This window comes from Arthrobacter sp. efr-133-TYG-104, assembly GCF_030208915.1.
Taxonomy (GTDB): Bacteria; Actinomycetota; Actinomycetes; order Actinomycetales; family Micrococcaceae; genus Arthrobacter.
Map to the genome: position 1 here is coordinate 114,477 of NZ_JARVTA010000018.1, position 13,240 is coordinate 127,716.

Annotated in this window: 12 protein-coding genes; 9 read left to right on the forward strand and 3 right to left on the reverse strand. The window is 62.7% G+C overall.

The genetic code is table 11. From position 1 onward, the window contains the following. The first annotated feature begins 273 nt into the window (after positions 1 to 273). The 5 genes from infC (at position 274) to QRN04_RS14030 (ending at position 4,413) form a co-directional block, all read left to right on the forward strand. Positions 274 to 1,323, forward strand: coding sequence for a translation initiation factor IF-3 (gene infC, locus QRN04_RS14010; protein ID WP_502868803.1), 1,050 nt, complete (start codon positions 274 to 276; stop codon positions 1,321 to 1,323). 119 nt (positions 1,324 to 1,442) lie between these two features. Next, the gene (gene rpmI, locus QRN04_RS14015; protein ID WP_059387794.1) at positions 1,443 to 1,637 is read left to right on the forward strand and encodes a 50S ribosomal protein L35; all 195 of its coding nucleotides are present in this window, start codon (positions 1,443 to 1,445) and stop codon (positions 1,635 to 1,637) included. A 118-nt stretch (positions 1,638 to 1,755) separates the two neighbouring features. Further along, positions 1,756 to 2,433: a 50S ribosomal protein L20, sunset domain variant gene (rplT, locus tag QRN04_RS14020; protein ID WP_284976630.1), complete on the forward strand. Its 678-nt coding sequence runs from the start codon at positions 1,756 to 1,758 to the stop codon at positions 2,431 to 2,433. A gap of 25 nt (positions 2,434 to 2,458) precedes the next feature. Beyond that, complete coding sequence (locus QRN04_RS14025; protein ID WP_284976631.1) at positions 2,459 to 3,370, forward strand: TrmH family RNA methyltransferase; 912 nt, start codon at positions 2,459 to 2,461, stop codon at positions 3,368 to 3,370. Between the two features lie 116 nt (positions 3,371 to 3,486). Beyond that, the gene (locus QRN04_RS14030; protein WP_284976632.1) at positions 3,487 to 4,413 is read left to right on the forward strand and encodes a cation diffusion facilitator family transporter; all 927 of its coding nucleotides are present in this window, start codon (positions 3,487 to 3,489) and stop codon (positions 4,411 to 4,413) included. Between the two features lie 4 nt (positions 4,414 to 4,417). On the opposite strand, the gene QRN04_RS14035 is transcribed toward QRN04_RS14030, so the two are convergent. Beyond that, a complete protein-coding gene (locus QRN04_RS14035; RefSeq protein WP_284976633.1) occupies positions 4,418 to 5,626 on the reverse strand; it encodes an MFS transporter in 1,209 nt (402 codons plus the stop codon). Between the two features lie 133 nt (positions 5,627 to 5,759). On the opposite strand from QRN04_RS14035, the gene QRN04_RS14040 reads away from it, so the two are divergent. Continuing rightward, positions 5,760 to 6,194, forward strand: a complete 435-nt coding sequence (locus QRN04_RS14040) for a (deoxy)nucleoside triphosphate pyrophosphohydrolase (protein WP_284976634.1) — start codon at positions 5,760 to 5,762, stop codon at positions 6,192 to 6,194. A 50-nt stretch (positions 6,195 to 6,244) separates the two neighbouring features. Here QRN04_RS14040 and QRN04_RS14045 read toward each other — a convergent pair whose 3' ends face one another. Beyond that, positions 6,245 to 7,363 carry an Rv2578c family radical SAM protein gene (locus QRN04_RS14045; RefSeq protein WP_284976635.1) on the reverse strand — a complete coding sequence of 373 codons (1,119 nt, stop codon included), beginning with the start codon at positions 7,361 to 7,363 and terminating at the stop codon, positions 6,245 to 6,247. Positions 7,364 to 7,586: 223 nt separating this feature from the next. Between QRN04_RS14045 and pheS the strand changes: the two genes are divergently transcribed. The 3 genes from pheS to QRN04_RS14060 all read left to right on the forward strand — a co-directional run bounded on the left by pheS (position 7,587) and on the right by QRN04_RS14060 (position 11,890). Beyond that, positions 7,587 to 8,648: a phenylalanine--tRNA ligase subunit alpha gene (gene pheS, locus QRN04_RS14050; protein WP_284976636.1), complete on the forward strand. Its 1,062-nt coding sequence runs from the start codon at positions 7,587 to 7,589 to the stop codon at positions 8,646 to 8,648. Positions 8,649 to 8,650: 2 nt separating this feature from the next. Further along, positions 8,651 to 11,194: a phenylalanine--tRNA ligase subunit beta gene (gene pheT, locus QRN04_RS14055; RefSeq protein ID WP_284976637.1), complete on the forward strand. Its 2,544-nt coding sequence runs from the start codon at positions 8,651 to 8,653 to the stop codon at positions 11,192 to 11,194. Positions 11,195 to 11,257: 63 nt separating this feature from the next. Continuing rightward, entirely contained in the window at positions 11,258 to 11,890 is a 633-nt protein-coding gene (locus QRN04_RS14060; RefSeq protein WP_284976638.1) for a 4'-phosphopantetheinyl transferase family protein, read from the forward strand. 4 nt (positions 11,891 to 11,894) lie between these two features. Here QRN04_RS14060 and QRN04_RS14065 read toward each other — a convergent pair whose 3' ends face one another. After that, the gene (locus tag QRN04_RS14065) at positions 11,895 to 13,229 is read right to left on the reverse strand and encodes a M1 family metallopeptidase (RefSeq protein ID WP_284976639.1); all 1,335 of its coding nucleotides are present in this window, start codon (positions 13,227 to 13,229) and stop codon (positions 11,895 to 11,897) included. Positions 13,230 to 13,240: the final 11 nt, after the last annotated feature.

Sequence of the window (13,240 nt, forward strand, 5' to 3'; positions counted from 1 at the left end):
TGCAAGCGGAGTTCTCTCCCACCCGCGTCAGCCGTTCCCCTCGGGGACAAGATCCCTTTGATGGGACAAGAGGTTGCCGGGTATTGGTCGGGCAGTTCGGGTGGTTTGACCCCCTAACTGCGTAGCCCCACACGGGACTACAACCGATCTTTGAGGCCTTCGATTGCACCCAGCAATTGGAGGCCTTCTCTATTTGCCGGTGATAATCACCACAACCACAGGAGCTTTAACATTAGCGAGCCAAGAATCAATGAGCGTATCCGCGTCCCCGAGGTGCGGCTGGTCGGCCCTGCCGGCGAACAGGTAGGAATTGTCCGCATCGAAGATGCTTTGCGTCTTGCTGCCGAATCCGATCTCGATCTCGTTGAAGTTGCCCCGCAGGCTAAACCTCCTGTTTGCAAGTTGATGGACTTCGGCAAGTACAAGTACGAAGCCGCTGTGAAAGCCCGTGAGGCCCGCAAGAACCAGACCAACACGGTTCTTAAGGAAATCCGTTTCCGCTTGAAGATCGACAAGCATGACTACGAAACCAAGCGTGGACATGCCCTTCGCTTCCTCGGCGCCGGTGACAAGGTCAAGGCCATGATCCAGTTCCGTGGCCGCGAACAGCAGCGCCCCGAGATGGGCATCCGCCTGCTGCAGCGCTTCGCTGAAGATGTTGCCGAGGTTGGGATCGTAGAGTCCAGCCCGCGCATCGATGGCCGCAACATGGTCATGGTGGTTGGCCCGCTGAAGAACAAGGCAGAAGCCAAGGCTGAAGCCCGCCGTGCTGTGCAGCGCGCTGAAGCCAAGGCCGAGAACGAAGCCAAGGCTGCTGGGCGCGTGGACACGACCGGTGACCAGGCTCCGCTGACGCAGTCCCTCGGTGACCTTCTTCCGGCAGGCTTCCTGACCAGCGACGACGAGTCGACGCAGGATGCTGTGGACGCGACCGAAGAGCTGACCCCGGAAACGGACGAAGCTCCGGCAGTCGAGGCGGCAGCAAAGGAAACCCCCGAGGTTGAAGCGGCTGCCGTAGCTGAAGAGGTTCCGGCAGAGGAAGTTCCGGCAGCGCTCGAAGCCCCTGTTGCCAAGGAAGCCCCGGTAGTTGAAGAGGCTCCGGTTGCCAAGGAAGCCCCGGTAGTTGAAGAGGCTCCTGTTGCCAAGGCAGCTCCGGTCGCCAAGGCAGCTCCGGCTGCAGCAAAGCCGGCCGTACCGGCAACTGCGAAGCCTGCAGTTCCTGCGGCTCCGAAGCCGGTCGCCAAGCCGGCTGCCCCGAAGCCGGCGGCACGTCCGGCAGCTCCCAAAGCTGCCCCGAAGCCGGCATCACGCAAGACCACCTAGTTCGACGCCTTGGAGGCCTGGCCTCCTCCGGCAAGCAACCAGCATGCAGGCCCCCTAGAGGCCGGCTGCACAAAAGAATCGCGGACTTGTCCGTGGATTACGTAAGGAGATCGGTTCCCATGCCGAAGATGAAGACCCACAGCGGTGCCAAGAAGCGCTTCAAGCTGACCGGTACCGGCAAGCTGAAGCGTCAGCAGGCCAACCGCCGTCACTACCTGGAGCACAAGTCCTCCACGCTGACCCGTCGCCTCGCCGGCGACAAGATCGTCTTCAAGGGCGATGCCAAGGTCATCAAGAAGATGCTCGGCGTCTAAGTTCCAAGTCATTGGTTGATGCCAACCGGCAGCAACCAACTACACCAAAAGCCTTCTCAGGCCGGCCGGATTCCCGGCAGTAGCAGCTTGGGATAAAGATTTCTGAAGGAGTACGCACGTGGCACGTGTGAAGCGGGCGGTAAACGCCCACAAGAAGCGCCGGGTTATCCTCGAACGCGCAAAGGGTTACCGCGGTCAGCGCTCGCGCTTGTACCGTAAGGCCAAAGAGCAGCTGCTGCACTCGTTTGTGTACAGCTACGGCGACCGCCGTAAGAAGAAGGGTGACTTCCGTCGCCTCTGGATCCAGCGCATCAACGCTGCATCCCGCGCCAACGGCCTCACCTACAACCGCCTGATCCAGGGTCTGAAGGCCGCTGAGGTTGAGGTTGACCGCCGTATGCTGGCCGAGTTGGCTGTCTCTGACGCCAACGCGTTTGCCGCTCTGGTGAACGTTGCAAAGGCTGCCCTGCCGTCTGACACGTCTGCTCCCGCCGCCAAGGCTGAAGTTGCAGCTCCCAAGGCTGCAAAGGTTGCTCCGGCTGCCGCTACGGCTACTGCCGTCAAGGCTGTTGTCACCGAGAAGCCGGCCATCGATGGCGCTATTGCCGCTGACGGCGACGAAGCTCCGGAAGGCCACGCCATCAAGGGCAACGCCGAGTCCAAGAAGTACCACGTTCCGGGTTCCACCTGGTACAACACCACGGCTGCTGAGTACTGGTTCTCCACCGTTGAGGCTGCAAAGGCTGCTGGCTTCGAGCCGGCCGGCGGCGAAGCCCGCCAGCAGATCAAGAACTAGTCGCAACTGCCACTAAAGTTCTTATATGAACCAAACCGGGCGCCCGCAAGACTTTCCGATGACCAACCCCCGAGCTGATCGGGTGAGGGATGTCGCCAAGCTTGCCGGGCGCCCGGCCCGTTTAAAGCGCGGGCGTTTTCTCGCTGAGGGGCCGCAGGCTGTTCGCGAGGCGCTGACCCTGCACCGTGAGCGTACCGCCCGTGGTGGTCCCGCCGTCGTGCATGAAGTATTCGCAAGTGCCGCGTGCCTGGACCGGCTGCCCGAACTTGCCGACCTTGCCGAGGGGACACTGCTGCGGCTCGCCACCGACGAGGTTCTGGCCGCCATGGCGGACACCGTCAATCCGCAGGGGATAGTGGCCGTCTGCAGTTTTGTGGACGTGAGCCTGGATTCAGTGCTCGACGCCGGGCCCCGGCTTATCGCTGTGATGTGCCAGGTGCGCGACCCCGGCAACGCCGGGACAGTCCTGCGTGCTGCTGACGCCGCTGGTGCGGATGCCGTGGTCCTGACGGGCTCCAGCGTGGACATCTACAATCCAAAAGCCGTCCGTTCAACGGCCGGTTCGCTTTTTCACCTACCGGTGGTCCTGGGCGCCGACATCGAAGACGTGGTGGCACGCTGCAAAGGGCTCGGAATCGGGGTCCTTGCAGCCGATGGCTACGGAACACTGGACCTGGACCGGCTGCAGGATGAGAACGCTGCCCGCCGGCTCGGGCAAGCTTCCGTTGAGTCCCCTTACGCTCTGGAGAGGCCCACCGCCTGGCTCTTCGGCAATGAGGCCCAAGGTTTGTCCGAGGCCGAATTGGCACTGGCGGACCACCGTGTGGCGGTGCCGGTATACGGTGCCGCGGAAAGCTTGAACGTGGGAACGGCGGCCACGGTTTGCCTTTATGCAAGTGCCCGATCACAGCAGGGTGCCCGAGTCCCAAATATGTAAACCGTGCCCCGGCCGGTACGGTATTGCTTGCAAGAACAGCCAATGGCGACTCTTCTTGGACACATCAGATTCTTTTCGGTTTTGAACTTTCCAGTATGTGAAGAGGTGGGGCTTTCATGGCTGCAGGTGGCGGTAGCAAGGCAATCGTGGCAGCACTGGCGGCTAACCTCTCCATTGCGGTGCTGAAGTTCCTCGCGTTCTTCCTCACGACGTCCTCGTCCATGCTGGCTGAGGCTATCCACTCCGTGGCCGATTCCGGTAACCAGGTTTTGCTGCTCGTAGGCGGCAAGCGGTCCAAGCGGGCCGCCAGCCCCGAGCACCCGTTCGGCTACGGCCGGGAACGCTACATCTACGCGTTCATCGTTTCCATAGTGCTCTTCAGTGTTGGTGGCTTGTTTGCCCTGTACGAGGCATACGAGAAATTCCTGCACCCGCACGGCATAGAGGGCGATTTTTGGTGGGTTCCACTGGTTGTGTTGGTGGGCGCCATCATCGCCGAGGGCTTTTCCTTCCGGACCGCCATCAAGGAATCGAATCAGACCCGCGGTAAACAAACCTGGGTCAAATTCGTGCGTAACGCCAAGCAGCCTGAGCTCCCCGTTATCCTGCTCGAGGACTTCGGGGCCCTTATTGGCCTAGTGTTTGCCCTGTTCGGCGTGGGCATGACGCTGGTCACCGGAAACGGCGTGTGGGATGCCGTTGGCACCGGAATGATCGGCTTGCTGTTGGTCTGCATTGCAGTGATCCTGGCCCTTGAGACCAAGTCCCTGCTCCTTGGCGAATCGGCCACGCGGGAAGATGTTCTTCGGATTACTGCCGCATTGGAGGCCGACGGAACCGGCATCATCCACCTCAAGACCATGCACCTTGGGCCGGAGGAATTGCTGGTAGCGGCAAAGATCAGTATCGGCGCAGCCGACACCGGCCGGGAAATTGCCCAGGCAATAGACGACGCCGAACGGCGGATCCGGACGGCCGTCCCGATCGCGCGGGTTATCTACCTGGAGCCCGACCTTGAGCGGGCGAGGCTGGAACAGGCTTAGCCCATCAGCTGACCAGTGGTCGCCTGCGCTCAAGCAGGCCACTGACCACGGCAACGGCAAGGCCGAGCATCGCCAGTACGGCGCCTACGAGGGCCGGAGCGGTGTATCCCCAGCCCCACGCGATGACCGTCCCGCCCAGGAACGCTCCCAAGGCGTTGGCAACGTTCAGGGCCGAGTGGTTCAGCGAAGATGCCAAGGACGCGGCGCCGGGGGCTGCGTCCAAAAGCCGGGTTTGTAGTGCTGGCGTGAGCATCGAGCCGGTGCCGCCAACAACGAACGCCATGCAGAAAGCTGCCGGCGCCCAGTGGGCGGAGACCGCGTAGACCACAAGGGCTGCTGCGATTCCGGGCATCACCCAGTAGATGGTGCCCATCACGGATTTGTCTGCGATCCGCCCGCCAATGATGTTGCCTGCAACCATTCCGAGTCCATAAAGGGCAACGACGGCGGGAAGGAGGCTTTCCGGGATGCCGGCCACGGAGGTCATCGTGTGAGCTATGTAGGTGTAAACGGCGAAGAAGCCGCCGAAACCAATGATGCCGATCAGGAGCGCCAGCCACACTTGGAGGCGTTTGAGGGCGCCCAGCTCGCGCCGGATGCTGGCTTCGGGATGCGCGGCTTCAAAGGGAACGAACTTCCAGATCAGGACGACGGTCAGGAGCCCAATCGCGCCAACGATGATGAACAGTAGCCGCCAGCCGAAGGTCTGGCCAATCCAGGTAGCCACTGGCACGCCGATCACATTGGAGACCGTCAGTCCCGCCATGACCATGGAGATCGCCCAGCCCCGTTTGGTGGGGGCGACCAAACCCGCCGCTATCACTGCTGCCACGCCGAAGAAAGCCCCGTGTGGGAGACCGGAGGCAAAGCGTGAGAACAGCATGAGCCCGTAATCAGGGGCTATGAAAGAGGACAGGTTCGCCAGCGAAAGGAAGAGCATCAGGCCCAGCGCCAAATGTTTCCGGGGAAGTTTCGCCCCGACGGCCGCGAACACCGGCGCGCCGACGACTACGCCGAGGGCATATGCGGAAATCAGGTTGCCGGCGTCAGGTGTGCTGATGTGCAGGCCGCCTTCGATCTCCTTCAAAAGTCCCATCATGGCGAACTCTGTGGTTCCAATGGCGAACCCGCCGGTGGCCAAGGCCACGATGGCCAAACCAAGGTGGCGTTTTGCCCGCGTGGCAACGGTGGAGGGGGACACAGTGGTAGTCATAGACCTGTTTCTGGAGGGCGCCGGACCGGCTGGGAGGGCGGAGAAAATCCGATTACCAGTCTAGTCCCGTCGTTGGAGTAAAGGGCGGCTTTGTGACAAGACCCATGGTTCGCAGTGGCCCTAGACTGTTGCGGTGACTGCACTGATACATGTGGTGGGCGCCGCCGTCGTCGACTCCTTGGATGCCCCGACCCGACTCTTGGCCGCGCGCCGTACCGCACCTCCGCAATTCGCGGGGATGTGGGAGTTTCCGGGCGGCAAAGTGGAAGCCGGGGAGTCGCCGGAGGCAGCACTTCACCGTGAGTTGGCTGAAGAGTTGGGTGTGGAGGTGCGGCTGGGGACGGAATTGGCCTCTGGACAGGAGCACGGTTGGCGGCTGAATGATCGGGCCGTGATGCGCGTCTGGTTCGCTGAGCTCGTTCTCGGCGAACCACGGCCCCTGGAAGATCATGATGAACTGCGGTGGGTCACCGTGGGAGATCCTGAGCAGGTGCTTGGGCTCAGCTGGATCCCTGCCGACTTGCCGATCGTCATGGAGTTGCTGGACCGCGTGAGCGCATTAGCTTAAGGCACGGTGGCATAGGGCGCGGTGATTTAGGGCAGTATGCCTGCTGGGCCTCAGAACAGCGGCTGTTGACCGTTGAGCGGCGCCCCTGCTCCTGGCGCCAGCGGGGTTGTTCCGCGCATGGAATCAGTAGCTTGCCGGGTATTACCGGCAGCCCGGGCGTTCCGATGGCTGAAGCCTTGGGTGGCCGTGAACCCGTACTTTGCCTTGAAGTGATTGATTCTGTGGGACAGCCACGTGCGGTATTCCTTGGACGCGTATGAGCCTGGGCCGTAGAGACGACGATATTTCCCCACTAACTCCGGGTGCTGCTCCGCGAGCCATTTCATGTACCACTCGCGTGTTCCAGGCTTGAGGTACAAGGCTCCTGCGGTCACCCCCGTAGCGCCGGCCTTGGCCAATTCGCTGAATAAGGACTCAAGGGCCGCGTCCGAATCGGTGAGCCACGGCAAAATAGGCATTGCCATGACTCCGCATCCCAAGCCGGCATCGCGAAGGCGGGCGATAAGTTTGAGGCGCGCCCTGGGGGAGGGGGTGCCGGGTTCGATGAGTTCCGCGAGGTCCTCGTTGGTCATGGCCAAGGAGATGCCAAGGTCAACCGGAACCTGCGTTGCCGCGTGCTTGAGCAGCGGAATATCGCGAGCCAGGAGGGTGCCTTTGGTCAAGATGGAGAACGGTGTGCCCGAATCCGCGAGTGCCCTGATGATTCCGGGCATCAAGGCGTACCGGCCTTCGGCGCGCTGGTACGGGTCAGTGTTGGTTCCCAGCGCTACCTGATGCCGGGCCCAGGAAGCCTTGGCGAGTTCCCGGGTCAGCACCTCCGCGGCGTTGATCTTGACCACCACCTGGGAATCGAAATCACGCCCGGCGTCGAACTCCAGATACGTATGGGTCTTGCGTGCGAAGCAGTAGACGCAGGCGTGGCTGCAGCCCCGGTAAGGGTTCACCGTCCATTCGAACGGCATGTTGGAACCGGGCGGCACCTTGTTGAGCACTGACTTTGCGGTGACCTCATGGAAGGTGACTCCGGAGAATTCAGGTGTTGAGATGGAACGCACAAGCCCGGACAGCGGTAGCAGGGCGTCCAAAGCCGGGGCAGGGCCCGGAAGCCCGCCGCCGTTTTCACGGGCCGTTCCCCGTGCGGGTGAAAGTGCTTGCGCGTCCCATCTCATAACCCCTATTCGAATGTATGTTCGAATGAATGTCAAGGCGTTCGCATTGGCGTCGCCCCACATCCGGGCAGCGGCCTCCGCGGCGCCGTCGGGTCCCCGGCGAATCACCACTGTGCCGTTCTACTAGACTGTGGGGTAGTGCCCGCCGTACCCGGTGAGCGCTACCTTTTCGTTTTGCAGGCTGGCTTGCCGGCCGCTCCCTACTCGTAGCTAAGAACAGTAGATGACTGACACTTTGCCAGGCGCTGCCAGCCCCAATCCGCTGGACGAAGCCGCCATCACCGCCGCCGTCGAGGATGCCGTCGCAGCTATTGCCGCCGCGTCCTCCCTTGAAGAACTCAAGGCCGTCCGCCTCGCGCACACGGGTGAGAAGTCGCCCCTCAGCCTGGCCAACCGTGAAATTGGCTCGCTGGCCAAGGAGCACAAGGCAGCCGCAGGCAAGCTCATGGGCTCCTCCCGTGGGCGTGTCAACCAAGCGCTCGCAACCCGGACCCAGGTGCTCGAAGCGGAGAATGATGCCCGCATCCTGGTGGAGGAAACCGTCGACGTCACGGCAGCGCCTCGTCGTCGTCGTGCCGGTGCCCGGCACCCGTTGTCCACCTTGCAGGACCGTGTCTCGGACATCTTCGTCGGGATGGGATGGGAAATTGCCGAAGGTCCCGAGGTGGAATCCGAGTGGTTCAACTTCGACGCGCTGAACTTCAAGCCTGACCACCCGGCGCGCGAAATGCAGGACACATTCTTCGTGGAGCCGCCTGAGGCGCATCTGGTGATGCGCACGCACACCTCCCCGGTGCAGGTTCGCTCGATGTTGGAGCGGGACGTGCCCATTTACGTGCTGTGCCCAGGCAAGGTGTTCCGCACCGATGAGCTCGATGCAACCCACACTCCGGTGTTCCACCAGTTCGAGGGACTCGCGATCGACAAGAACCTCAGCATGGCTGATCTACGCGGCACGCTGGAGCACTTCGCACGCCAGATGTTCGGTGACGAAGCTTCTATTCGGCTTCGCCCCAACTACTTCCCGTTCACAGAACCCTCCGCCGAGCTGGACATCTGGCACCCGGGCGCCAAGGGCGGCCCGCGCTGGATCGAGTGGGGTGGCTGCGGCATGGTCAACTCCAACGTCCTGCGGGCGGCAGGTATTGATCCGGATATCTATTCAGGTTTTGCCTTCGGCATGGGCATTGAGCGGACGCTTATGTTCCGCAATGAAGTCGGCGACATGCGCGACATGATCGAAGGCGATGTACGTTTCAGCGAGCACTTCGGGATGGAGATCTAACAGTGCGTATCCCACTTTCCTGGTTGCGTGAATTCGCGCAGGTTCCGGCAGATGCAACGGCCGAAGACGTCATGGCGGACCTGGTAAGGGTCGGTTTCGAAGAGGAGGACGTCCACCGCCCCACGAACGAACTCAGCGGTCCGATCGTCGTCGGCCAGGTCTTGAGCTTGGTTAAGGAACCACAGTCCAATGGCAAGACCATCAACTGGTGCCAAGTACGCGTCGTGCCTGAAGGACAGGAGCAGACGCTCAGCGGTAAGGGCATCGATCCTTCCGGCGTGCAGGGCATCATCTGCGGTGCGCACAACTTTGTTGAAGGTGACAAAGTTGTGGTCACCCTTCCCGGAGCAGTCCTGCCTGGAAACTTCCAGATCTCGGCTCGGAAGACGTACGGCCACCTGTCCGCCGGCATGATCGCCTCCGTCCGCGAACTCGGTATCGGCGATGACCATGATGGCATTTTGGTGCTTTCACGCATTGGTCTCGATCCCGAGGTGGGCACCGACGCGATGGAACTCCTGGGCTTGTATGACCAGGCCGCAGAGATCAACGTCACCCCTGACCGGGGATACGCGTTCTCCATCCGTGGCGTGGCGCGTGAGTACGCCCACGCCACCGGAACGTCGTTCGTGGATCCCGCATCGCGGGTCACCGCACCTGCTTCACTGCACGGTGGTTACGGCGTGAAGCTCAACGACGACGCCCCGATCTACGGCAAGCAGGGTTGTGACCGCTTCGTGGCGCGAACCGTGCGTGGTGTGGACCCTTCACGCCCCACCCCGCCATGGATGGCCGCGCGGCTGCGTCTTGCCGGCGTGCGGTCGATTTCATTGCCCGTGGACATCTCCAACTACGTCATGCTTGAGCTCGGACAACCGAACCACTGCTACGACCTCGACAAGCTGACCGGCGACATCGTGGTCCGCCGCGCCGTCGCGGGTGAGAAGATCACCACCCTCGATGACAAGGAACGCAAGCTCGACGCCGAGGACCTGCTGATCACGGACGACTCCGGAGCCATCGGCATCGCTGGCGTCATGGGCGGCGCGCACACTGAAGTCTCGGACTCCACCACGAACATCCTGGTGGAAGCGGCACACTTCGACGAGGTATCCATTGCCCGTTCCCGCCGGCGCCACAAGCTCCCCTCGGAGGCCTCCAAGCGCTTCGAACGGGGCGTGGACTGGCACATCGCCGGGATCGCGGCCCAGCGCGTCGTCGACCTTTTGGTGGAGCTCGCTGGTGGCACCGCAGACGAGAACGGGACGGACGTCGGGACCGCGCCGGATGCCGTCACCATTGAGCTGCCGGCTGATTACCCGTCCGCGCGGATCGGCATCGACTTCAGCGAGGAGCAGATCACCACCTCGCTCCAGGACCTGGGTGCAGTGGTTGAGAAGGGTGCCTCCGGCTACCTGGTCACGGCTCCGAGCTGGCGCAATGACCTCGAGACCAAGGACGACCTCTCCGAGGAGATCGCCCGCTTGGTCGGTTATGACATGATCCCCGCGACGTTGCCGGTGGCCCCACCCGGGCGCGGGCTTAGCCGCACCCAGCAGCAAAAGCGGCGGGTCGTCCAGGCGCTCGCGGACGCCGGCCTGACCGAGGTGCTGTCGTACCCCTTCGTTACGAAGGCGGCAAACGACACCTTCGGTGTTGCCGTGGAGGGCCAGGCCCGCCCGGCCCTGAAGCTGGCCAACCCGATCAGCGAGGAGCACGGATACCTTCGGACCTCCATCCTGCCCGGGCTCATCGAGGTTGCCCGCCGAAACCACTCGCGTGGTTTCCGGGACCTCGCGCTGTATGAGGCCGGTTCGGTCTTTCTCCCCGGCGAGAAGCTCGGTACCGGGTCCATCCCGCCGCTGGGCGTCAAGCCCACCGATGAGGTTCTTGATGAACTGTACGACGGCGTCCCCCACCAGCCGCTTCACATCGGCGCCCTCCTGACCGGCCATGATTCCCCGGCAGCGGCGACCCACAAGCCGCGTGCGTGGGACTGGGCCGATGCCATCGACGTTGCCCGCATCATGGCCGACGTCCTGGGCGTCGAGCTGGTTGTAAGCCAAGGCAGCCATCAAGCGTTCCACCCCGGACGTGCCGCCCAGCTTGCCCTGCGAAACGGTGACGTGGTGGGTTACGCGGGCGAGCTTCACCCGAAGCTCCTCGCATCCCATGACATGCCGGCACGCTCCGTGGCTCTTGAGGTCAATGCAGAGGCTCTGTTCGAGGCGGCCGCTGACGTGATCGTTGCCAAGCACATCTCCGGGTTCCCCGTTGCGACGCAGGACGTCGCCTTGGTGGTTCCCGAAGGTGTGCCAGCGGATGAGGTCCTGGCCGCGCTGCGTGAAGGCGCTGGGGAACTCCTCGAGGACGTTGCACTGTTCGACGTGTACGTTGGACCGGGCATTGAGGACGGGAAGAAATCGCTCGCTTTCGGGCTGCGTTTCCGTGCCGAGGACCGCACGTTGACAGCTGACGAGGCTTCCGACGCCCGCGCGGCAGCAGTGGCCGTCGCCTCGGAGCGCTTTGGAGCGGTTCAGCGCTGATATTTCTTGAGTAGGGCAGGGATCCCCGGGACCATTGGTTCCGGGGATCTGAGGGAGGGTGTTGTGCCGGTGTTTGCGCTGCGCCGCCTCGGTGGCGTGCCCCTTCCAGATGACATCCTGAAGGCGCTGGGGGAGCCGGCATACCAGCGTGCGTCCCGGTTCGCCAACCCTGCGGACCGGGATGAGTTTGTCGCCGGCCGGATCTCCCTCCAAGAATTTGCCGGTTCGCTCCTCGATGTGGAACCCACAAGGCTGGTCCCGGCTTACGACTGTCCGCAGTGCGGTCCCGGCCAAGACCACGGCCGCCCCGGTTTCACGCTCGACGGCGGCCCCGCACCTCTTGCGCTCAGCGCCTCCCGGGCGTCGGGCTGGGTGCTGCTCGCCGGCGTCGTGCATCCGCCCGAGGGCCTGCGCTTGGGAGTGGACCTTGAAACGGTAGCCAGGGTTGACTTCGACGGCTTCGATAACGTTGCCCTGACCGAAAACGAGCAACGGTATCTGCTGACGGTGCCTGACGTGCGGCGGGCCGCGGAGCGTGCACGCTTGTGGGCGCGTAAGGAAGCGTGGCTGAAAATGACCGGGGAAGGGCTGCGGCATAACCCCGCAGGAGTGGATGTCCTGGACCTCGCAGGCCTGTCCGACCTAGGCGGCGTGGACCTACCGGGCGGACTGGTGGCCGCAGTCGCACTGGGTTGAGCACTTAGCGCAGGGGTGGCAGCGCGGCTTCGTAAAGCCATGGCCGCAGCACCGCAGCAGCATCGAATCCCGGGATAAACGCATCCGCAGCTTCCACCAGCATTTCGCTTGAAATCGAGCCATGGCGGTTGGCGCCGGTCCAGTACTGAAGGAAACTGAAGAAGGCTACATCGCCGGCAGCAACCCGCAGGGCATGGACAGCCAAAGCCCCGCGCTTGTAGACGCGATCATCAAACATCAGCTCCGGACCGGGGTCGCCCACCAGAAGGTCCTGGGGTCCGGCGTCGAGCTTCTTCCACGCCGCCGACGCGCGGTCGGCCACTGTCATGGTCCTGGATTCCTCGGACCACAACCATTCCGCGTAGCAGGCAAACCCTTCGTGGAGCCAGATGTCCTTCCAATTGGTGACAGTCAGCGAGTTTCCAAACCATTGGTGGGAGAGTTCATGGGCGATCAGGCGCTGCGCCTCCCACGCCTCACTCAGGTGGTTGCGGCCAAAGATGGACAACGTTTGTGCTTCGAGTGGAATTTCGAGCTCATCCTCGGTCACCACTGACGTGTAATCGGCGAAAGGGTATGGTCCAAAGCAGTCCTCAAACGTCCGCATCATGTCCGGCTGGCGGCCTAAGACCCTTCGCGCGGCGTCTGCGAGGTCGGGCGTGACGGCCGCGAATTGGGGAACACGGTGATGGTGATCGTCGGGATTGAGCGAAACCATGAGGTAGCGGCCGATCTGGACTGTTGCCAGGTAGGTGGCCATGGGCTCGGCGTGCTCATAAACCCAGGTCTCGCGACTGGACTTGCGGGACCTGGACACAAGCCGCCCATTGCACACAGGGCGGTAGTTCTCATCCGTGGTAACCGAAATCAGGAAGCTCGACTTGCTACGGGGATGGTCGTTGCAGGGAAACCACGAGGCGGCGCCATTGGGCTGTCCGGCCACTAGCACGCCGTCGGTCAATTCTTCCCAGCCCACATCTCCCCACAGCCCCCTTCGCGGTTTCGGGTTACCCTCATAGCGGATCTCGAGCGTGAACTGCTGGCCCGGCTTCAAGGTGGACGCCGGGGTGAGTACCAGGTGTTCGGCGCGGTGGGTGAACTTCTGGAGCTTCTTGCCGTCCAGTTGAATTTTGCTGGCCCGCAATCCCACCAGATCCAAGACGACCTGCCGCAGAGGCTCCAGGGCAGTGCACAGCAGGACCGCCTTGCCGATCAACCTGTTGGAGCCCAGCCTCACATCGAGATCCAGTTCGTACCGATCGACGCGATAACCGGTACTGCCATGGTTCAAAGTGTAGGGGTCCGCTGGGTTCGGGGGAGAGCTGGTGGGGTGGGTCATGGTCTGCCCAA